Origin of the sequence: Sphingomonas sp. NFR15 (assembly GCF_900103265.1) — a bacterium.
In the GTDB taxonomy this organism is placed as follows: domain Bacteria; phylum Pseudomonadota; class Alphaproteobacteria; order Sphingomonadales; family Sphingomonadaceae; genus Sphingomonas; species Sphingomonas pollutisoli.
The window spans coordinates 1-21474 of the sequence record NZ_FMWX01000009.1 but is presented as its reverse complement, the minus strand read 5'-3'; the positions used below and the strand labels follow the sequence as shown (position 1 = coordinate 21474).

Genomic DNA, 21474 nt, shown 5'->3' with positions numbered 1-21474 from the left:
CGTGCGCACGGCGGAGCAGTCGGAGCCGACTATCGATTACCCGGAAATTGGCTCCGATATGGCGCAATTCGCGATCAGCTATAGGTCAGCGAATAGGTCACCGAGCTCGTCACCGTGCCAGCCGTCGTTACGCCCTTCGCACGATAGCGCGCGACGTAATTGAGGGCGCCCGACGTGGTGCCCGGAACCGTGATCGTCACACCAGTCGAGGTCGCCTGGCCGGAGTTGCCGATGGCGATCGGCGTTCCCCCGTCGGTCACGAGCTGCACCTCTACATTGCTCGCAGTGCCGGCGTTGATGAGGGCGCCGGTCACCGTGTTCACGGTCGGGCCCGCCTCGAAATAGGCTTTCACAGTTGAACTGACCGTGCAGTTGCTCAAATCCAACTGAAAATTGGTGGCGCCAGCGACGTCGCCGCTGACTTTCAGAACACTGGTCGATACGTTTGGAAGTACCACCGTACCGCTGGCGGTTCCATTATTCAAAGCAACCGTGCAGGTCGTAGCCGTAAGCGACCCGGTGAACGTGATTGTTCCATCGGATGCATAGGCCGGAGCGGAGCAAAGAACAAACATGGCGATTGATATAGGTATGAAAATCGACTTACGAGACATGACCTTCCTCCTTCCATGTTATCGGGGTGCCAGCAACATAACATATTCCGATAGACAGTATCCTAAAGACGCGAAATTTCCGCATACTGACATTAGGGAATCTACCTAAAAAAAAGTGAATATATCCATTGCGGATTTAAATCCTCATCAAGCTCCTGCGATGAGATTGGTCGATATGATATTAGGTTGTACTAAGTAGTTCACGCCAAAAAAGGACCGAATTGGTGATCTGCTGATCGACTTCGAGTGCCACGTTACGAAGGGGCAGTGCCGCGATCTCGCGCACCTTCTGGAGTATCGCCGATATTCGACGATGCCGATCGGGCGGTTGGTCATAATGGCACGCGGCCATGCTGAATGACGGCCTGGTCGGCGCTGCTTGCGTCGGAAGCAGCCACCTGGCGATCACGGGTCACCGAAAGAGGCTGGGTCGCCTGCTGCCGGGGGCGGGAGCAAGGGGATGCGCCCGCCCCCGCCGGTTCATGGCTTTGCTGCAACAGGAAGGCGGAATGGCGCGCCCAAACGGTTGAACGCGTTCATCGCCGCGATGACGAGCGTGAGATCGACCAGATCCTTCGGCACGAAAGCGGCGGCCGCGGCCGCATATGCATCGTCCGAGGCGTGGGTAATGCTGACGTTGGTCACCTCTTCAGCCCAGGCCAGCGCCGCGCGATACTGGTCCGAAAACAGATGCGGCACCTCCGCCCAGACCGGGATCAACGCGACCTTGTCGATCGGCATGGTCTTGAGCAGATCGCGCGTGTGCATGTCGATGCAATGCGCGCAGCCGTTGATTTGCGAAACACGCAGGAAAACCAGGTGGATCAGCTCTTCGGGAAGGTTCGTCTTCTGCGTCACATACTGATGAATCCCGAAGAGCGCCTTGGCCCCCTCTGGCGCGATTTCAGACCAATTCAAACGCTTCACCTCGGACATGATGCTTTCCTCGTCATGGGCGCCGACCACCGGCGCGCTCATCGGCTTGACGAGGCAGGCGGGTGCGCCGTGACATACCGGCGCGCATTTTTTCGGTGCCGGCGCCGTTCCATGTCACACTGGTCGCGCCACCTTCGTCATGCAGGCAGGCACTTGCATGGGAGACGTGAACGTGAAGATCGTTATCATCGGCGGCACGGGACTGATCGGCCGGCCCCTCGTTGGCCTGCTGCGGGCCAAGGTCAATGACGTCGTCGCCGCCTCACCAAGCACCGGCATCGACGCGCTGACCGGCGCGGGCCTGGCTCAAGCGCTGACGGATGCCGCGGTCGTGGTCGATGTCAGCAATGCCCCCACGTTCGAGGATGAAGCAGCGCTGGCCTTCTTCCGCGGCACCACCGCCAACGTGCTCGAAGCGGCGCGCGACGCGGGGGTGCGCCACCTCGTCGCGCTCTCGGTCGTGGGCACCGATCGTCTCCAGGCATCGGGCTATTTCCGCGCCAAGCTCGCGCAGGAACAGTTGATCGCCGCCGGCGGCGTTCCCTACACGATCGTGCGCGCCACCCAATTCTTCGAGTTCCTGTCGGCTATCGCGGACGGCTATACGAAGGACGACGCCGTGCACCTGCCGGGCATCGCCCTTCAACCGGTCGCCGCCGCCGATGTCTCGGCGTTGCTCGCCGACGTAGCTGTGGCTAGCCCTGCGAACGGCATCGTCGAAGTCGCGGGGCCGGAGCGCGCACCGCTGGCTGAATTTACCGCCAGTTGGCTTGGCGCGCGCGACGATCCGCGTCGGATCGTGGTGACCACCGAACGCGATTACTTCGGCGCGCCCGCCGACGACCACACGCTGGTTCCGCGCGACGACGCACGGATCGCACCCACGCACTTCGAGACTTGGCTCACCGCTCAGGCGCAGGAGCGGCCAGCATGAGCCGGAGCGTCCGCTCACACGCGCCGCCGACTTGCAACCGCTGCCGCCGGGCAATGCGCGCTATAGCGCTGCCGCGACCGCGCTGATGAGGTACGCAGCCAGCGATGCGCCGGGTCGTGGCGATAACGGAACTGCCGATGGACACCCTGCCAACCGCATCGGCGAACTCGCACCGCGGTGCTTCTCGTTGCCCGCAGAGAGCCGGTAGCGTCTCAGACGTTGCTGGTACTTAGCCTTGTGTGGGTCGAGAGTTGGACCAACAGGGCTTGAGTACAGCGAATGTGTCATTCACCCATTCGGCGAGAGGCGTACGGACATTCGATCTGAGTTCTGAAGGACGATCGCGTAATCCGGAGTGCGAACGGAGGCCGCGGTCGCATCGGACTGCGGCCTCCCGCCGAGTGTCATCGCGTGATGAAGGCTAGCAGGTCGTGGTTGATGACGTCCGCATGGGTCGTCGCCATCCCATGAGGGAAGCCTTCGTAGACCTTCAACGTCCCGTGCTTGAGCAGCTTGATCCCGATCATGGCGCTGTCCGCGATCGGCACGACCTGATCGTCGCTGCCGTGCATGAGGAGCGTCGGGACGTCGATGATCTTGAGATCTTCGGTGAAATCCGTCTCGGAGAAGGCCTTCACGCCGTCATAATGGGCCTTGCTGCTACCCATCATGCCCTGGCGCCACCAATTTTCGATCACTCCTTGGATGGGCTTCGCGCCAGGTCGGTTGAATCCGTAAAATGGACCGCTCGGGATATCGAGGTAATATTGCGCGCGATCCTTGGCGATTCCCGCGCGGAAGCCGTCGAACACTTCGATTGGCAGGCCGCCCGGGTTGCTCGCCGTCTTCAGCATGATCGGCGGCACCGCGCCGATCAGTACGAGCTTGGCGACGCGTCCCTTTCCGTGGCGCGCGACATAATGGGTCGCCTCGCCCCCGCCGGTCGAGTGGCCGACATGAATGGCGTTGCGGAGATCCAGATGCGTAGTCACCGCAGCGGCGTCGGCAGCGTAATGATCCATGTCATGGCCATCGCTGACCTGGCTCGACCGGCCATGACCGCGGCGATCATGTGCGATAACGCGGAAGCCTTGGTTGAGGAAATAGATCATCTGTGCATCCCAGTCATCCGCGCTCAGCGGCCAGCCATGATGGAAGACGATCGGCTGGGCGGTCTTGGGACCCCAATCTTTGTAGAAGATTTCTACGCCATCGGCTGTGGTCACGTAGCTCATTGTATCTGTCCTCTTGCGATATGCGGGGGCGCGGCTGGGGGGAGTGCTGGCGTTGGCTGCGAACGGCAAGCTTGCCGCAGCGACAACGCCGATCGCTCCGGCTAGCAGATCACGGCGGTCGATCTCGACCGATCTCGATCTTGAATGGTTCGGCATGAACCCTCCTGACGGTTTGGATCGGAAGGCAGACGCCTCCGATAACCGCAATTATGGCGCGGCAGGAACCGTGCCCCAATCGGACACGCTGCGAGCCGGAGAGGAGCTTAGGTATGGGTCGCTTTGGACCAAGGTCGAGGGCGCAACGGAACGAGGTTCGCCCTTCGTATAGCCAATCCTAGACTCTGATCCCAATCGTATGCCGGTGCCGTGTCACCGTACGAAAGACCGAACGCGCGGCCCCGTTTGAACACAGGAGGATTTCATGGGCCGTAAGGACCTGACGAACGCGGCGGGCGCCCCGGTTGTCGACAACATCAACATCATGACCGCCGGGCCGCGCGGGCCGGCCCTGTTGCAGGATGTGTGGTTGCTCGAGAAGCTCACCCATCTCGACCGCGAAGCGATCCCGGAACGGCGCATGCATGCCAAGGAAGCTGTTCTCGCAGGTTGGCAAGCGTACCGAGGTGTTCCAGCGATTTTGGACCATTGCCGGTGAACGCGGCGCGGCGGAGGCCGAGCGCGACACCGCTTCAGCATTGTTGAAGAATCCTGACTTCGGCGGCCTGACCGATGGTCAAATGGCGAAGGCCACTGTCCGCACGGTCGATGCGGCCATTACCAAGGAGGCACCTGCGAACCTGACGAACGCCGCCGCACGCACCGCAACGATGGTGGCCAGGGCGCGCGAATGCTGAGCGACCCGTACCCCGGATCGTCCGGATGGCGCTCGCCTCCCCCGGAGGATCTGAGCATAACCCATATTCAACCGCGCAGCCGGGCCATCTTATCAGCTGCGATCAATGCTCCATCGGCCGCCGCCAAACGCCACGATCTGAAGCAGCCCGCCAGTGACTGCCACGTTCTTGAAGAAGAACAGGAACTGGGTCTGGTCGGCAAGGTCGTGATGAAAGACCACTGCAGTCAGCAACGTGAACGCCGCGACCATGGCGGCAACCACCCTCGTCTTATAGCCGACAACGAGCAGCGCTCCTCCTATCAACTCCATAAGGATCGCCGCGCCGAGAGCTCCCGCTGGAAAAGGTAGGCCGGCGGACCCGATGTAGGCCAGGAACGTCGCCGGGTTCGTCAGCTTCGCTATCCCGCTCAGCAGGAATAGCGGTGCGATGGCGATACGGCCGACCACCGCCAGTGCATCAGTCAACGCTGTCGCTTCCGGGTTTAAACGTCTCGCGCGTTCCGTCGAACTCGAATTCATCTCCGGCTCCTATCCTGCCTGCGACCTCGCGGGCGTTGCTTGGCACCAAGGGTGGCTTGCGGCCGAACGACACGAGAACGGCCGCGATCGACGCCCACGCGCATCAAGGTGCTACGCGTCATCCGCACATTTGCCGCCATCTCCACATCTGCCCCAGCCGATGTTCGCGAGACATCCGCGGCGAGATCATGGCGAAGTTCATTTCGGACCGGATCCGCGCCCCCTTCACCGCGCCAATACGGACCACAGCTAGCGGCGCTGGGAGAATTTGATCGAGACCGTGAGCTTTGGAATACCCAAGTGGGTGGCGGTCGGAAATTTAATCCGGTCGCTTGGAGAACGGATTGCAGTTAGACAGGCACAAGCCCGAGAGAGAAGGTGAGACGGGTGCTATGGTTGCCGTGAATTCCCTTATTCGCATTCTCGTCGTGGACGATCATCCGCTGCTTCGCGACGGCATATCGGCGCTAGTCGGCGGTCAGAACGACATCGAACTGTGTGGCGAGGCGTCCAGCGGGATCGAGGCGCTGGAACGGTACCGCGAACTGCGGCCGGACGTCACCCTGATGGATCTGCAGATGCCCGGCATGAACGGCTTCGACGCCGTGATCGCGATCCGCGACGAGTTTCCCGCCGGCCGCATCATTGTGCTCACGAACTACCAGGGGGACGTTCCCGCGCGTTCTCTCCTCAGAGCCGGCGCCAGCGGCTATTTGCTCAAGAGCGGCGTTCGGACTCAGCTGCTGGATGCCATCAGGCGGGTTCACTCAGGAAGCACCTACGTCCAGAACGAGATACTGGAGGACTTCGAGCAGCACCCGGTGAGCGAGCACCTCAGCGGCCGCGAGATCAAGATCATGCGGATGGTCGCCCGCGGCCTCACGAACAAGGAAATTGCAAAGAACATCGGCGTCTCAACCGAAACCGTTAAGGTCGCGCTCAAGAACGTCTTCTTCAAGCTGGACGCCACCGACCGCACCCAGGCGGCGATCACCGCGACGCGCCGGGGCTTTCTCGAACTCTAGCGGTCACGGCGGAACCAGAACCTTGATAGCCACGACCGCCCGCGGACGAGCCTGTCGTAGGCAACCGCACTCGGAACATCGATCACGACCTCGGTCCCCTCCCCCTTCGAGCTACGCACGGCGAGCCTTCCGCCGATAATGCCCGCCCGCTCGCGCATTCCGACCAAGCCAAAGTGGCCGTCCCTGCTCCCGCTGCCGAGCACTTCGTCCGGAATGCCCCGGCCGTCATCCTGCACACGCAGCCGAAAAGTCCGTCGCCCGTAGCTCGCCACCAGCTCAACCTCCTTCGCACCCGCGTGCCGACCGACGTTGAACAGCGCCTCTCCGACGATCGCCTTGATCTCCTTCAGCGCGAGTGGGTGGATCGTCTCCGGGGTGCCGATCTCGGTGATCTGGACGTCGACGGCGTCGTCCAGAAGCGCCTCGTCGACAGCTTCCTGCAGCGTCCAGCGCAGGTCGTTCCGTCCGTCGTTCACCCTGAGGTCGCGCACGCTATCGCGGCCCTTCGAAACGAGTTCATCCGCTCGGTCGAGCGTCTGCTCCAGCGCCTTGCGCTCGTCGCTGCCGGCCGCGAGCCGGTTGGCCACCGCCTGGACGCGGAACACGAATCCCTGCACGCCCTGGAGGAGTGTGTCATGCAGGTCGCGGGCGATGGTTTCGCGCTCAATCAGACGCTGCTCCAACCGGACGCGCATCTGCGATGCGACCTGAAGGGCACGCAGCCGCAGAAGAAACCAGATGATCAGAACGGTCGCGACCGCGAGCACGACCAGAAACCAGATCGATTGCACGAACGTGGGGACGACTTCGATAGTCACCGACGCCTCGTTTGCGCTCGTCACGCCATCCTCGTTCGCAGCGACCAGCCTGAACTGGTAGGTGCCGGGCTTCAGGTTCGTGTAGAACGCCTCGCGGCGATGCCCGCTCGGGATCCAGCGCGCGTCCTGGCCATCCATGCGGTATTTAGCCGAAGTCCGATCCGGGTTTGACAGGCTCAGCACCGCGAAATCGATCTCGACGTCGGACTGGCCGGCCTTGAGCCGCACGTGTTTCGGGTCATGGAAGATCCGCTGGCCGGCGCGGACCGCCCGGATCGACAGCTTGGGCGCGAACGGGTTCCGACTGAGCCTCGCCGGATCGATCCACGACGTGCCGCCCTGCGTGGCGCTCCAGAGCCGGCCGTCACCGCCTTGCACCATCGAATGCCGGCTGTGATCGTGGGGCATGCTGCGAAGACCGGAGTCCTCGTCGAAATGCGTTACCTTCGGCCGTCGACCTGCGGTCAGGAAGGCCGCGTCCACCTCTGACGCCCGAATTCGGAGAACGCCCGCGCTGCCCGCGAACCAGTGGTCGCCGTCGCGTGTCACGACGATGCCGTTCACGTCGACGAGACTCGGCACCCGGTCCTTCCCCAGCCACTGCCACCGGGCACCGACCAGGCGCGCCACCCCGAGCGGACCGCCGACGTAGAGGGTTGCCGCCGTCACACCCCTTGGCGGAACGTAGAGGGTGACCGGCTGCGGATCGCGGATCGAGAACGGGATGGCCATCTCGCCGGACGAGGTGGCGTAGCGCAGCGTGCGGTAGCTCCACTGGACCAGCACACGCCCCTGCGCATCCGAGAGCATCGACCGCGGTCGGAAGTCCAGACCCGTCCTCCCGAACTTACGCTCCCACCGATCGCCACGAAGGCGGAACAGTCCGCCCCGCGCGGCGCTGATCCAATAGTCGCCGCGAGCGTCGAAGGCGCAGTCGTAGAGGGTGGTAAAGGTCGGCACGTCGGCTCTGCGGCCGACTATCCTACCACCTCGCCAGACCACAACCTGGTTATCCAGCGTGATCCAGATCTCGCCGTTGGGCGACTCGCACATTGTGCTTGGGAGGATCCCCGCATTCAGGATCCGCACAGGCCGTGCGCCCGGCGGCACGCGATAGATATTCTTGGCTTGGGCGATGAAAACGCTGCCGTCGCGCGCCGCGAGGAGGATGTCGCCGAACACGTGTGGATCGTCGAGTTTCGCTTCGGTCACGACGGAGGCCGAACGGAACCGATCGACGCCCTTCTCGGTGCCGACCCAGATGTTGCCCTCCAGATCCTGCAAGAGCCTATGCGTGATGTTCGACGTTAGACCGTTCTGGGTCGTGAATCGCTCGACCACCGAGCCTGCCTCGGACCTTGTCCTCGCACCGCGAGGGTCGGGTCGCGTGATCCGCTGGACACCGCGATACTCGGTCCCCATCCAGAAATTGCCTGCCCGATCGAACATCGTGAAGCCCCGGATCTGGGGCTTGTCCGTCGCGTAGGGTACCCGCAGCCGAGGCGGCGCGCCGCGTCCGTTCCGACCGGTAATCGGGTGGGTTCCTAGCTGGTCGCTGAGCCAGATCCGTCCGTCGGGATCAATCGAGAGGCGCGCGATCGTCGCGTCCCGGCCAGCGAACCCGAAAAACGCGTCGCGTGCGACGTCGAGTCTCAGGACCGTCTCGGCATGGGTGAGCCAGACGATGCCATCCTTCGTGACAACCATGTCGAAGGGGTTGCCGGTGGGGATTCCCTGCGCCCGACCGTAGACGCGCCACCTGCCGCCCTTGTAGCGGAGCAGCGGTTCGTCCTCGGCGTCCGTCAGCACCCAGATGGACCCGTCGGGCCCCTCCCGCATGATGGAGACCCGGTGTGTCGCGGGCGACGGCGGCAGCGTCCTGAGACGCCCACCCCGGTAGATGGCGAACCGATGCGATTCCGAGAAGTTCGTCCAGACGTCGCCAGCACGCGTCACCATGACGGCCGACGGCGGGCCGTTGCTTGGTCCGTCCGGCGCTCGGACACGTTCGAACCGGACGCCATCGAAGCGGTAGAGGCCCTGCGTGGTCGCGAGCCAGAGATATCCGTCGCGCCCCTGAGCTACGGAATATATCTGCTTGGGCGCGTCGCGCTCGCGGCCCCACTTCTGATGCGTGTAGGCGGCGAATGCTGACGATGCCGGCTCTTCCGCGGCCGCAGCCGGTCCGGGCCCGAGCGAAAGCAGCACCAGCACGAACCACCTCAGCAGTGTTCCCAAATTCCAGCGACCGGACAAACCCCACCCTTTCGCGGCCTCGCCGATACCGCGAACGCGGTCTCCCGACAGATCGTGCGGCGACGCAGCCCTCACGACGAACCCTGTTGTAGGACGAAGGCGTCGCCGCGCAAAACCGTTCACCGCCCTATACTCATGATGTGTGCACGAGAGGCAAGCCACCCGGCACCAACACGCGGTCCGACCGGACCTGCCGCAAGATCGTCACCCGACACGACGCCCCGGCGGCCCGCACCACGCCAGCTTAGGCCCAAGGTCCCGCCGCGGTAGTCATACGGATGGGTAGGTCACGCCGGCGGCCGGTAGGGGCATGCCGTAGCGGCCGTTCGAGGCCCGCCGTCGGCACCTTCCGGTTCGTATGATCGACAGGTGATCCGCACACGGCGCAACCGACAGGCGTCAGGCCCAGATGGGAGTTGATGCGTTCGACTCACAACGAGCGCAGCCGTCCAATCTCCAGATCCAGGAAGTCGAAAAGCGCCCGAACCCTGAGGGGCACGGTGCGCGAGAAGGCATGCAGGATTTGGATTGGCACCGGCCGAAGCGCATGGTCCGCCAAGACTGGCACAAGCTTACCAGCAAGCAATTCCTCGTGAACCGAGGCGCGCAGTATCTGCACTATGCCCAACCCATTCACGGCAGCGAGCCGAAGCGCCTCGCCGCTATCCGCATCGAAAGGTCCCGTGGGCGGGACGAAGTCGCCGCGCTCGAAGGCTATCGGGAAGGGCCGTCCCGCCAGCATGTAGCGGATGTGATCGTGAGCGCCGAGAGCACTGATCGATTCTGGCATCCCGCGCCGTCCGAGATACTGCGGCGATGCGACCAGCACGAGCGAGAGGACGCCCAATGGCCTGGCAATCAGTCCGGTGTCGGCCACGTTCCCGACGCGGACCGCGCCATCGTATCCCTCCCGTATCACATCCACATGCCGATCGCTCATGCTGAGATCGAGACGCAAGCCGGGATTCTTTTCGAGGAAACGACAGGTCAACGCGTTGACCAGCAACCGCCCGAAGTCCGCTGGCACGCTGATACGGAGTTGGCCCGTCGCATCGGCCGGGCCGGATACCTCATCTCCCGCCTCCTCGATGCCGCGAACCAGCGGTGCGACACGCTCGAAATAGACGGCGCCCTCCGGCGTCAGACCGAACGCGCGTGTCGACCGCTTGAACAGCCGGATACCCAGTCGTGCCTCCAATCGCGCCATGCTCTTCGATATCGAGGAAGGGGTCGTTCCCGTTATCCGCGCCGCAGCCGTAAACGATCCCGCCTCAACGACGCGGATAAAGACGCTGAGATGGTCCATTGGAGACAATATGGAACAACTTAACTGCCATTTGAAGCGCTAGCGCTCCAAGACGGGAATCATCACATCGTCGCCAGGAAACGGAGTTGATGATGAACAAGCTAGATAAGAGGGTGGCCGTCATCACAGGCGGCAACAGCGGAATCGGACTCGCGACCGCGCGCACCTACATCCAGGCAGGCGCGCAGGTCGTGATCGTTGGTCGGCGCGGCGATGCGATAGAGGCGGCGGTGGCCGAGCTTGGCGGACGCGCATGTGGCGTTACCGGGGATGTCGCGGATATCGAGACGCACGACCGGGTGGCTACCCTCGTTTCCGAGCGATTCGGCAAGGCGGACATCTACGTCGCCAACGCGGGCGGGATCCGCATACAGCCGTCCGCCGAGGTGACGCCAGCCGACTATGACATGCAGTTTCTCGCCAATGCGCGCGGCACCTTTTTCGGCGTACAGAGGATCATGCCGCTCCTCAACGACGGAGGATCCATCATCCTCGTGAGCTCGATCGCCACGCACAAGGTACTCGACGGTCATGCCGTTTACGGTGGGACGAAGGCGGCCATCGAAGCGTTCGCCCGCAGCTGGGCGCTCGAACTCAAGGACCGGCGCATCCGCGTGAATGTGCTCAGCCCCGGTCCGACAGACACGCCCATCATCGGCAAGCTCGGACTCCCCGCCGAGGCGGCGCCGATGATAGAGGAGCAGTCGGCCCGCATGATTCCGTTCGGCCGCATGGGTGGTGCAGACGATCTGGCACGCGCGGCACTGTTCCTCGCCTCAGACGACAGCAGGTTCGTGACCGGCGTGAACCTCGCTGTGGACGGTGGCCTCACCCTTGCGTGAAGTGATTCTGGGGGCAATCCCTGACCAATCGCCCAACGCAGCCAGTCCGTGTTGCCTGCACTCGATTCGGCCGCCCCTTCAGTGATACGACGCGACTAGGATGCCCAGCGCTCGCGATTAGTGATGCGGATCCATTCGAGGCCGAGCGCCTTGGGATTGGTGGAAACGGCGGAGACGTTCGCCGCCAACCACCACTCTTCTGGCGCAGGGCCGACCACCTCGATCTACCAGACCTTGCGGTCGCCGTCCCTCCCCTCCCGCGCGAGACGCGCAATCGTGCTATCCACGTTGTCGCTGTCCCGGTGCGCTCCGTTGTAGAACCCGGCCTGACAAAGTGGGTTGCAAGGCCCCTTCCATCGAATCCGTAGTCGCGCCACGGTATCTCCGAGCGGCTGCAGGCCCATGGAACGCCCGCGGCACCAGCCGCGCGACGATCGGATCTTGCCGGTCAATGCGCGTCTGAATTTTCACCCGGGCGAGATGCGCGTGCGGCACTCAAGTGCCCCGCGCCTCGATGAGTTCGCTTCGGGTCGCTGCATGTGATGCATGGAAGATGACCATCTCCTTGTCATCCCGATCGAGGGGCCCCGGTGGCGGTGTAGAGCCTACGGTCCAGTGCGCGGACACCCTGATGCCGCAACGACCGCGAGCCTTCGCTGTCCGGAGCGCACCAAATGAGCGAGGCCGCTTCCAAGTCGAATTGTCTGACAAGCATGAGCGTCGTCGCCTTCATGTAGGTCTCCCTGCCGGTGGCGAGACGCGGGATTTAGGCGCAATCAAGAACAATTGAATGGTCGTTGAACTGTCGGATCCGCCCGTCCGGAGATCGGTCACGCCGGGAGCCCGGCGCTCCGGAGGCCGTCCACGAAGATTTCGAGATCCTCCCGGTGACGCAGGTGTATCCACGACCTGACGCTGCCGACCCGCAGTTCGGGGCTGTGCCGCAGGAGCAGGTGCATAGCGTGTGCCGCTTCGCGCCGACGACCGCCCTGTGCGTTGCTCGCCGCCAGGAGCCCGAAGGCGCGTGGGTTGCTCGGCGCCAAAGAGAATGCAGTCTCGGCGTTCGCGGTTGCCGCGTCGGCGCGGCCATCGAGAAGATGCGCGAGAGTCGTCAGGATGGCTATGTCCGCGCTCTCGCGCTCGTTCGGGTTAGCCCGGGCCGCCCGCGCGATCCGACGCATGGCCTCGTCACGGCGCCCCGCCGAGAGGAACTGGCCCCCGCTGAGATACCAACCAAGCGCGGACCGCGGATCCGCCCGTAGCGCCTTGTCCATGTAGGCGGCGCATATCCCGAGATCCTCACCGAAGTGACCGAGCGCATAGCTTCCGCGGATCACAGCGGTCGGGTCGTCGTCATTCATGCGCACCGCCAACTCGGCGATGCGGGCGCCCTCGGCGCTCTCGCGGTCGATGTCGTCCATCCATAGCCCGTGCTTGCGCAGCACATGCGACCAGGCGAGCCCGCCGTATGAGGGCCCGAACTCCGGATCGATGGTCAGCGCGACGCGGAAGTGTGACATCGCCGCGTCGACGTCGGCGCGCCCTCCCCGCCCCATGAGAGCCTGTCCGATAAGGAAGTGATCGTAGGCGCCGAGCGCAGAGTCGGGCTTGCGGCGCACCCTTTCCGTTTCGGCCCGCTCCAACTGCCCCCTCACGGCGGCGCGCACGCGCGAGGAAACGCTTTCCTCGAGCCCCAGCAAATCCTCGCGGAACGACAGGACGCTGGCCGCCCAGAGATGTCGGCCGCTCGAGGCGTCGAGCAGCCGCACCGAAATACGAAACCTGTCCCCCGCCCCCCGGACGCTCGCCGTTAGGAGATAGTCGACACCGTCGTTGCGGTTTGCCGGTTCGTCGCCACGCCCAAGCGCAACGACGTGCAGCATGGGCTCCTGGGTTAGCGCCACCAGCAGCTCCTCGCGGACGCCTTCCGCCACCTGATTCTGGAACCAGTCCGAGGTTTCGGTCGCAAACGGCCTCACGCCAATGGACGGCAGCCCACCCGCCTCCGCGTTCCGCATCATCAGAGCCGAGTATCCCGGGCTCTCGATCAGTTCACGGCCCTGATCCGTGGCGACTTCGGCAACGAAGCGGAAGCCCTTGCGGGCGATCGTGCGCACGACGCGCTGCTGGACGCCGTCGTCGCCGAGCGCCCGGCGAACGGCGTTGATATGGCTTCCGAGCGTCGACTCCGAGACGAACCGGCCCTCCCACACCGTGGCAAGCAAGTCGTCCTTCGTGACGACGCGATCACGATGCTGCACGAGGTGGCACAGCAGATCGAAGACCTTGGGCGGCAGCGACACCTCGACACCCAAACGCCGCAACTCGCGCAGCGAGCTATCCAAGATGAAATCCTCAAACCGCAACTGCATTCGGGTGGCTTCTCCGGGGCCTCGCCGGCCGTAACACTGGGCTGTCTTATCGACGTGACGAGGCGTGACCAAGTATCCTAACCCATCCCGCACGTCGTAGCCTTACCCGTTTGGGTATTCCCAACGGAATGCTCCGCAACGATGGAAAGACAAGACGGAGACAAGGACTTCGATTTCGGCGGTCGGTAGAATCGCAGGACACATCCAAGTCGGTGGCCGAGGGGTTCCAGACATGTCCAACCGGCGCACGATACCAGAAGGGGGGCCAATCCCGCTCCAAAGTCCACCTGCGCAATCTCCACCATCGATCGCGAATGCCGATCCCTACATTGATCTCATCGAGGACCTTACGCCATCGCTCCTCCTGAGATGCGTCGGTAGCGCACCTGACCTCTCCTGGATGATCGAGCGCGCCAACACGCGCGCGCTAGAGCTCCTCGGCGTCTTCGACCCGAGCGACCTCGTCGGCGAGCCGCTCGGTCAGATCGTCTCCGGCCGGGACTTCCATGCCCTCTGGTCGCTTCTCGCGGCCGCTGCGACCGGCGCCTGCCCTACCCCGGTCGAGATCTCCGCCCGGACTCTTCCCGGCGACCACGTGCCCGTCAGGGTCGGAGCGAGGCTGGTCGAGCCCGGTTCGATCCGGCTCGTCTTCGCCATGATCGAGGCAATCGACCAGACCGCGTCCCGCCTGCGCGCGAGCGAGCAGCGTTACCGTCAGCTCTTCCATGCGATGCCCATCGCGCTTCTGCGCATCGACTCTCGGGGAAGCCTGGCGATGTTCCAAGAGTCGCGCCGCCAAGGCGTGACGGATTTCGACGCCTATCTGCGGGCGAACCCGGCCGCCTTCGAGCGCGCACTCGACACGATATGCATCGCGGAGGCGAACGAGCATGCCGAGAAGATGTTCGGCGACGGCACGCCCCGTTCGATCCTGAGGCCGGTGCGCGTCTTCTGGCAGGCCCGCCCGGATACTTTCCGACGTATCCTCATGGCGCGATACTCCGGTCGCCGAGACGTGATCGAGGAGACAGTCGTGTGCGGCGTCGCCGGCCAGCGGGTGCCGGTCCTGTTCTCGATGGCATTTCCCATCAACGACCCGCGGCTGGGGAACAGCCTGATGGGCATGATCGACATGAGCGGCCAGATACGGGCTGAGGCGGAGCTGCGGCGCACGCAGGCCCGCTTCGCGGACGCCGCGCGCACGTCCACCACGAACGAGCTCGCAGCCTCGATCGCGCACGAGGTCAGCCAGCCGCTGTCGTCGATCGCCACCAACGGCGCTACGGCCCTGCGCTGGCTCTCAAAGTCACCCCCCGACTTGAGGCGGGCGGCCAGCCGTATCCAATGCATCTTGGACGATGCGGAGCGCGCGAACGTCGTCATCAGTCGCATGCGCGACATGTCATCGGGCGTCCTAGTCGAACGGTCGGATGTCGATCTCAACGCCGTTGTGCGCGAAGCCCTCCTCATCCTCAACGACGAAATACTCGCAAAGGCGGTGGAGGTGCGCCTGCACCTCGACGAGGAACTGCCCACGCTGCCGGGCGACCACGTCCAGCTCAATCAGGTGATGGTGAACCTCATCATCAACGCGATGCAGGCGATGGAGAAGTCCGGGTCCGTTAGGCCCGCGATCGACATCGTGACGCGCCTCCTCGACGACGGATGGCTGGCGCTCGAGGTGAAGGACAGCGGCCCGGGCATCGGGGCGGCCCATTTGACGCGCATCTTCGACAGCTTCTTCACCACGAAAAGCGCTGGGCTCGGGATCGGACTGGCCGTGTCGCGCTCCATCGTCGAGGCCCACAACGGCTCGCTCCTGGCATCGAACGGCGGCCTCGGCGGAGCCGTCTTCACCGTCCGCCTGCCCACCATCGTCCTGACCGCCGAGAAGGTCGCGGCGCTGCCGGACGGGGTGGGTCAGGTCTTCCTCGCCCAGACACGCGGCTGAACAATCGCCGACGGATCGGACGGGGCGCATGGCGTGGCTACTGCCGCGCCTCCTCCACCCCGAGAGGCCGTCGAGGCGCTCGGCGATCGCCTTCCACGGCGCGACGCCGGCCTCGTCACGGCGGATGGTCAGCTCCCCGATCCGCTCGGCGACATGACCGTTCGGGCGGTCGCCGCGCATGCGCTCGACGGCCAGCGTCTCGGCCTATCGCTCCTCCTCGGACATTACAGGAGCGGCGCTCCATCCACAGGCGCCTTGCGCTCCAGCAACAGTGTTGCGCCAGAAGCGAGGATCCACCCAGGGCACGACGTTCATCACACTGGAGGACGAAATGGACGTCGCATACCTCGCTATGTGGCCCAAGCCCCTCGAGCGGCACCGGCGGATCGTGCTCGGCGCGTCATTGATGGGCGTGCGCGGGCAGTGGACCAGATGGAGAGCAAGGTCTTCCAAGTGATCGTCCAGCGCCTCGATGACCTGTCCGGGTTGCTCGAATTGACCATCAGCCGCAAATCGCCTTCAGAGAAAACACTGCAATCAAAACGGATCGTTCTAAATCCCAGGATCTTGCAGAAACGTATCAAACGATGCGCAAAAAGGGTGGATCTCAAGGTATCTCGAGCCGATGCGACGGACAACGACAGACTTTGCGCGACGAAGCATCCTCGCAATGTTCAGACACTTACCCCGGTCCAGTCCTCGGACAGAGACCACAGCCTTTCAGCCGCCTCGTCATCCGCGGCCCAAGGCGCGACGCCTTTGCGGCCCACCTCCTTCTCGTTGATGCCGGCGATGTCGCAGTCCTCGCAATACACGCCGCCCAGGCCGGCGAGCGCCGGGCTCGTCGCGCACCACAGGCTGGTGGCCGCACCCTGCTCGACGTTCTTCATGCCCGCTTCCGGATCGATCTTCGGCCGACCCTCGCCATCGAAGGCATCGAAGCCGTTCAGTTCCTCCTTCGAAAGATGGCGCGCCAAGTCGGTTATGATCTGTCCGGGATGAAGGGAGAAAGCGCGGACGCCATGCTCTGCCCCGCGACAGTCGAGACCGCGCGCGAACAGCGCGTTGGCGGTCTTCGACTGCCCATAGGCCTGCCACTTGTCGTATTCGCGATCCCGGAAGTCGATGTCGTCGAAATGCACCGGGGAGATTTGATGCCCCCGAGACGACACGGCCACGACGCGCGCGCCCGCCGCGCGCAGGGCCGGCCACAAAGCACAGACCAGGCGGTAGTGGCCGAGATGGTTGGTCGCGAACTGCCCCTCGTGGCCGTCGGCATCCCGGAACAGTGACGTCGCCATGACGCCCGCGCTATTGATCAGGATCGGGAGCGGACGGCCGCTGTCAAGGAATCGCCGGGCGAAATCTGAGATCGAGCGCGGATCGGTGAGATCCATCGCGGCAAGTTCAACACCGGGACGTCCATCGATGGCCGCTGCGGCCTTGTCCATGTCGCGCGCCGGCACGATGACGGTGGCACCGGCATCTGACAGCGCGAACGTCGTGACGAGGCCGATACCCGAATAGCCTCCCGTGACGATAGCGGTGGTGCCGGCGAGATCGATGTCCTTCATGATATCGCCTGCGGTCGATGCGGGTCCGAAGCCCGAGCGGATTGGGGTCTGAGGAGTTGTCATGCCGCTATTCTACGCCATATGGCCTGGACGAGACATCATCCATCGTCGGAATTTCTGTCGTGATAATCCAGAACGCACCGGTCGATCCGCTTTCGGACCTTCTCGAGATGGTGCACGCAAAACCCGCCTGCTCCGTCCGGCTCGAGGCGGGCGGCGCGTGGTCGCTGCGGTTCAGGCCGCAGAGCTGCAAGTTCAACGCGGTGCGCAAGGGGGAGTGCTGGCTGGTGGTCGGCAACGACCAGCGACATCTGCGCGCTGGTGACTGCGTCGTCATCAAGGAGTGTGCAGAGTTCGTCCTGACCAGCGATCCAGCGCTCGAGCCGGTCGATGCGGCGCTGGCGTTCGGCGACGACGCGCTGGCCGGACGGTATGGCGTTGGGCACGACGTCGACCTGCTGGGCGGGAGCGTGACATTTGGTCCGGACGGCGCATCGCAGATCCTCGACCTCCTGCCATCGACCCTGGTAATAGAAGGCGCGGCGACGGCGGCGGCACCCTTGGGCTGGCTGCTCGACCAGCTTGACAGTGAATGGCGCAGCGGCAAGGCCGGATCCCGTGCGGCCTGCGACGACATCCTCCGCCTGATGTTCGTCCACGCGCTCCGGGCCGATTTCGAAAGCCGGGGCGAAAACGCACTCGGCTGGATCGGCGGTCTCTCCGATCCGCCACTCGCCGCGGTGATCCGGGCGATCCACGCCGATCCCGCCCGACTCTGGCGGCTGGAGGATCTCGCGGACGTCGCGGGGCAGTCGCGCTCGACATTCGCGGCCCGGTTCCGCGCACGGGTGGGCGCGACGCCGGTCGAATACGCCACAGGCTGGCGGCTCACCATCGCCGCCTCGCGCCTCAGGGCAGGTCGCGAGTCCGCCTCGTCCATCGCGCGTTCGATCGGCTTCCTGTCGGACAGCGCATTTGGAGCGGCGTTCAAGCGGAAGTTCGGCGTCTCCCCGGGACAATACAGGGCAAAGGCCGGTCCTCGCGCGACGTCGGAAGCCGTCTTGACGGCAGATCCTGAAACGGCGGCGGCCTGATGCATCTCACGCGCCCGACGCGATCGACCGGATCGCCTGCGCGAACTCCCTCGGCGCCGCTTACGGGAGGTTGTGACCGATCCCGCCGCGGATCAGCCGATGCTCGTATCGCGACGTGAGCCTGGCATGGCAGGCGACAGGCTCGGGATGCGGCGCGCCGTTGGCCTCACCCGCCGTCGTGATGGTCGGCAAGCCCGCGGTGACGCGACGCGCGAGATCTGCTCATTGAAGGCCCTGCACCTGGGCGCCTATCCGGCGAGGCCGCGCTCGGTCGCGAAGTAGAACCGATACCAACAGGCCAATTCCGCCTTCTGACTTCCGATCAGATAGCCGCTTACGGACACCAGACCCGCGCACCGTCCCGGCCAAAGTACCGCCGCGATGTAGGCCGAGCGGGCGCCCCAGTCGAAGCCGCCAAGCGTGGCGCGCCTGATCCCGGCGCTTCGATCAACGCGACGATGTCGGTCGCGAGCATTGCCTGCTGCGCGTTCCGAGAGCGATCGGCAGACAGAAAACGAGTCGTGCCGAACCCACCGCCATGAGGCGCTCCCAGCTTCATGACCGATCGATACGGGAAGCGGCTCCCTGCGCTCACCACCACGCGGTGGGCGCAGCCGGATCGTCCGGAAGTTTGGATGTCGCCCCAGCCGCTCACGATCCGGGATCGGTCCGAGATGCAGGGGCGCTGGGGTTAGGATGGCCGCGCTGACGGGCGACGGGCCTCGACCTTCGTATAGCCGGAACGGGACCTAGCTATAATCCAAACCGACCGGTCAGCCCGCTATTGAGAACGCCACGCAATCAGAAACTGAGAGGCATGTGATGCGGGTAGTCGTCATCGGAGGCACGGGCCAGGTCGGTTCGAAGGTCGTTGCCAAGCTGAGGGATTTGGGCCACGAGGCGGTCGCCGCGGCGCCGGACACTGGCGTCGACATCATCTCCGGCAATGGGCTCGACGATGCCCTTCACGGTGCGCAAGTCGTCGTAGACGTCACCAACAAGATCACGATGGACCGCAGGGCCTCCATGGGCTTCTTCGAGACCGCAGCACGCAATATCATGGCTGCGGAGATCGCCGCCGGCGTCCGCCACCACGTCGCGCTTTCGGTTCTACGCAGCGACCGGCTGGTTGAGAGCGGCTACATCGCCGGCAAGGTCGCGCAAGAGGCGCACATCCTCCGGGGGCCCATTCCCTTCACGCTCGTGCGGGCGGCCCAGTTCTTCGAACTGGTGCCCATGATGGTCGAGATGGGAGCGGTCGACGGCGTCGCCCGGCTCGCCGACGCACGGTTTCAGCCCGTCGCGGCCGAGGACGTCGCGGAGACGCTGGTCGAACGCGTCCTCGCCGACCCGGTCAACGGTGCATACGAGATCGCGGGTCCCGAGGTCTTCCGCATAGACGAGCTCGCCCAACGCTATGTCCGCGAAACCGGCGGCACCGTGAAGATCGAGGCCGATCCGAACGGCACCTACTTCGGTGCCCCGCTGGCCGACGACACGCTGCTGCCGGGAACCGACGTCCACATCCAGGCGACCCCCTTCGAGGACTGGCTGGCCAGCAAGCGAATGCCCGCCGCCGCCTGAGCGCGCACAAAGGCAGGCTCCACCAACCCACTCGCTCACCAGAGAGGAACATCGATGCGCTTCACCCTCGCGGCCATGCTCGCAGCCACACTCATCGCCCCGAACGCGGCGAACGCCCAGACCGCCAAGGCGGCCCAGGTGCTCACCTCGATCAAGCCGGAATTCTCCCATCGGATCACCAACATCCCCGGCAAATCGGTGAAGACGGTACTCGTCACCTACGCCCCGGGCGACAAGTCGCCCGCACACACCCACGCTAAATCCGCCTTCATCGTCGCCTATGTCCTCGAGGGCGCGATCATCAGTGGCGTGAATGGGGGCGAACCGCAGACCTTCAAGGCGGGCGAATACTGGACGGAGAGCCCGGGTGACAAGCACGGCGTCAGCGCGAACGCGAGCAAGACCAAGCCCGCGAAGCTGCTCGCCATCTTCGTCGTTGACGACAATGACGGACCGCTGACCGTGCCCGACGAGCACCACTGAGATCAACTCCGCCGGCCACCATCCAAGCGAGGCCCGGAGAAACTACCCAACACCTCGGGGGAGACGACGTGATGACCGGGACGACCACGGCGTTCGCGGCATCTCCGCACGAGGCGGCGGAGATGAACCACCGAATCGCCAACAACCTCGCGCTGCTGGCCTCGCTCATCGAGATCGATAGCCGTGAGATCGCCGACCCGGGCGCCGTCGTGGTCCTCGAGGCCGCACGGAACCGCATCCACGCGATCGCGAACGTCCATCGCCGCCTCTACAAGATCGAGGCGATCGACCACCTCGACCTTTGCGACTTCATCGAGGATCTCGCGCGCGATCTCAGGAGCGTCTGCGAGAACGCCGGGCGAGAGCGCCGCCTCTACTTCGAGGGCACCAGCGTCTTCGTCACCCCCGACGAGGCGAGCGCGATCGGCATCCTCGTCGCTGAACTCGTCGGCAACGCCTGCAAGCACGCATATCCCGCATCGGCAGCCGGCGTCGTCCGCATCGGCCTTTCCGGATTGGAAGCGGGTGGCTGGTGCCTGACGGTGGAGGACGAGGGGCGCGGCTACTCGCCCGGGCCATCGGGTTCGAACGCGGGCCTCGGCTCGCGCATCATCGGTGCCAGCGTCGGACGTCTCGGTGCGACCTGCCGCTGGGAGGACGCCATGCCCGGCACGCGGTTCGTCATGCACTGCGGTCCGACGCTCGAGGCACGGCCGCCCGGCCGAACGAACGGCGATCCTCTAGGGTATGTGGGGATTCACCGTGAGTTGATGACGGCTGCGGCGAGATAAATCATGGCCGCGAAGCTGTGGTCGGTTTTGCAGGCGCGCATGGCGATGCGCTTGAACTCCTTGAGCTTGCAGAAGAAGTTCTCGATCAGGTGACGCCATGTATAGATCGCGGCATCGATCTTGAGCTTTTGCGCCCGGCCGGGGTGCTGCGAGATGACGACCTTGGCGCCGCGCTCGTTCAGTTCGGCAACGAGTGCGTTGCTGTCGAACGCCTTGTCGGCGATCAGCCCGTCAAAGGCGATGCCGTCGATCAGCGGCGGCACCTCGACGCTGTCGTGACGCTG

Annotated in this window: 17 protein-coding genes and 2 pseudogenes; 9 read left to right on the top strand and 10 right to left on the bottom strand. The window is 64.5% G+C overall.

The window, feature by feature from the left end:
• Positions 1 to 74: 74 nt before the first annotated feature.
• Together BLS81_RS17620 and BLS81_RS17615 are read right to left on the bottom strand one after the other, a co-directional pair.
• Positions 75 to 614 carry a fimbrial protein gene (locus BLS81_RS17620; protein ID WP_218123160.1) on the bottom strand — a complete coding sequence of 180 codons (540 nt, stop codon included), beginning with the start codon at positions 612 to 614 and terminating at the stop codon, positions 75 to 77.
• Between the two features lie 480 nt (positions 615 to 1094).
• Positions 1095 to 1592, bottom strand: coding sequence for a carboxymuconolactone decarboxylase family protein (locus BLS81_RS17615; protein WP_256326317.1), 498 nt, complete (start codon positions 1590 to 1592; stop codon positions 1095 to 1097).
• A gap of 130 nt (positions 1593 to 1722) precedes the next feature.
• On the opposite strand from BLS81_RS17615, the gene BLS81_RS17610 reads away from it, so the two are divergent.
• Positions 1723 to 2484: an SDR family oxidoreductase gene (locus BLS81_RS17610; RefSeq protein ID WP_093226017.1), complete on the top strand. Its 762-nt coding sequence runs from the start codon at positions 1723 to 1725 to the stop codon at positions 2482 to 2484.
• 404 nt (positions 2485 to 2888) lie between these two features.
• Here the strand turns inward: BLS81_RS17610 and BLS81_RS17605 are convergent, their stop codons facing one another.
• Positions 2889 to 3719: an alpha/beta fold hydrolase gene (locus BLS81_RS17605; RefSeq protein ID WP_218123163.1), complete on the bottom strand. Its 831-nt coding sequence runs from the start codon at positions 3717 to 3719 to the stop codon at positions 2889 to 2891.
• Positions 3720 to 4140: 421 nt separating this feature from the next.
• On the opposite strand from BLS81_RS17605, the pseudogene BLS81_RS21180 reads away from it, so the two are divergent.
• Positions 4141 to 4402: pseudogene (locus tag BLS81_RS21180) on the top strand (catalase); the annotation flags it as partial.
• Between the two features lie 263 nt (positions 4403 to 4665).
• Here BLS81_RS21180 and BLS81_RS17595 read toward each other — a convergent pair.
• Complete coding sequence (locus tag BLS81_RS17595) at positions 4666 to 5094, bottom strand: DoxX family protein (RefSeq protein ID WP_093225848.1); 429 nt, start codon at positions 5092 to 5094, stop codon at positions 4666 to 4668.
• Between the two features lie 392 nt (positions 5095 to 5486).
• Between BLS81_RS17595 and BLS81_RS17590 the strand changes: the two genes are divergently transcribed.
• On the top strand, positions 5487 to 6119 hold the full coding sequence (locus BLS81_RS17590; protein WP_093225847.1) for a response regulator: 633 nt from the start codon (positions 5487 to 5489) through the stop codon (positions 6117 to 6119).
• Here the strand turns inward: BLS81_RS17590 and BLS81_RS17585 are convergent.
• Together BLS81_RS17585 and BLS81_RS17580 are read right to left on the bottom strand one after the other, a co-directional pair.
• Positions 6116 to 9151 carry a sensor histidine kinase gene (locus BLS81_RS17585; protein ID WP_093225845.1) on the bottom strand — a complete coding sequence of 1012 codons (3036 nt, stop codon included), beginning with the start codon at positions 9149 to 9151 and terminating at the stop codon, positions 6116 to 6118. The two genes, BLS81_RS17590 and BLS81_RS17585, sit on opposite strands and share 4 nt — an antisense overlap.
• A 472-nt stretch (positions 9152 to 9623) precedes the next feature.
• Positions 9624 to 10499, bottom strand: a complete 876-nt coding sequence (locus BLS81_RS17580; RefSeq protein WP_093225844.1) for a LysR family transcriptional regulator — start codon at positions 10497 to 10499, stop codon at positions 9624 to 9626.
• 92 nt (positions 10500 to 10591) lie between these two features.
• Here BLS81_RS17580 and BLS81_RS17575 point away from each other — a divergent pair, with 92 nt between their 5' ends.
• Entirely contained in the window at positions 10592 to 11341 is a 750-nt protein-coding gene (locus tag BLS81_RS17575) for an SDR family NAD(P)-dependent oxidoreductase (RefSeq protein ID WP_093226015.1), read from the top strand.
• Between the two features lie 830 nt (positions 11342 to 12171).
• On the opposite strand, the gene BLS81_RS17570 is transcribed toward BLS81_RS17575, so the two are convergent.
• A complete protein-coding gene (locus tag BLS81_RS17570) occupies positions 12172 to 13713 on the bottom strand; it encodes a winged helix-turn-helix domain-containing protein (RefSeq protein WP_093225842.1) in 1542 nt (513 codons plus the stop codon).
• Positions 13714 to 14113: 400 nt separating this feature from the next.
• On the opposite strand from BLS81_RS17570, the gene BLS81_RS17565 reads away from it, so the two are divergent.
• The gene (locus BLS81_RS17565) at positions 14114 to 15664 is read left to right on the top strand and encodes a PAS domain-containing sensor histidine kinase (protein WP_176787235.1); all 1551 of its coding nucleotides are present in this window, start codon (positions 14114 to 14116) and stop codon (positions 15662 to 15664) included.
• 72 nt (positions 15665 to 15736) lie between these two features.
• Here the strand turns inward: BLS81_RS17565 and BLS81_RS21300 are convergent.
• Positions 15737 to 15859: pseudogene (locus BLS81_RS21300) on the bottom strand (hypothetical protein); the annotation flags it as partial.
• 479 nt (positions 15860 to 16338) lie between these two features.
• Positions 16339 to 17301 (bottom strand): oxidoreductase, encoded by a 963-nt coding sequence (locus tag BLS81_RS17555; RefSeq protein WP_093225838.1) that lies wholly within the window; start codon positions 17299 to 17301, stop codon positions 16339 to 16341.
• A 59-nt stretch (positions 17302 to 17360) separates the two neighbouring features.
• On the opposite strand from BLS81_RS17555, the gene BLS81_RS17550 reads away from it, so the two are divergent.
• The 4 genes from BLS81_RS17550 to BLS81_RS17535 all read left to right on the top strand — a co-directional run bounded on the left by BLS81_RS17550 (position 17361) and on the right by BLS81_RS17535 (position 21190).
• Entirely contained in the window at positions 17361 to 18332 is a 972-nt protein-coding gene (locus BLS81_RS17550) for an AraC family transcriptional regulator (protein ID WP_093225836.1), read from the top strand.
• An 822-nt stretch (positions 18333 to 19154) separates the two neighbouring features.
• Positions 19155 to 19916, top strand: coding sequence for an SDR family oxidoreductase (locus BLS81_RS17545; protein ID WP_093226014.1), 762 nt, complete (start codon positions 19155 to 19157; stop codon positions 19914 to 19916).
• A 54-nt stretch (positions 19917 to 19970) separates the two neighbouring features.
• The gene (locus BLS81_RS17540) at positions 19971 to 20399 is read left to right on the top strand and encodes a cupin domain-containing protein (RefSeq protein WP_093225835.1); all 429 of its coding nucleotides are present in this window, start codon (positions 19971 to 19973) and stop codon (positions 20397 to 20399) included.
• A 71-nt stretch (positions 20400 to 20470) separates the two neighbouring features.
• On the top strand, positions 20471 to 21190 hold the full coding sequence (locus BLS81_RS17535) for a sensor histidine kinase (protein WP_093225833.1): 720 nt from the start codon (positions 20471 to 20473) through the stop codon (positions 21188 to 21190).
• Here BLS81_RS17535 and BLS81_RS17530 read toward each other — a convergent pair.
• Complete coding sequence (locus BLS81_RS17530) at positions 21157 to 21453, bottom strand: transposase (RefSeq protein WP_093226012.1); 297 nt, start codon at positions 21451 to 21453, stop codon at positions 21157 to 21159. The two genes, BLS81_RS17535 and BLS81_RS17530, sit on opposite strands and share 34 nt — an antisense overlap.
• Positions 21454 to 21474 lie beyond the last annotated feature (21 nt).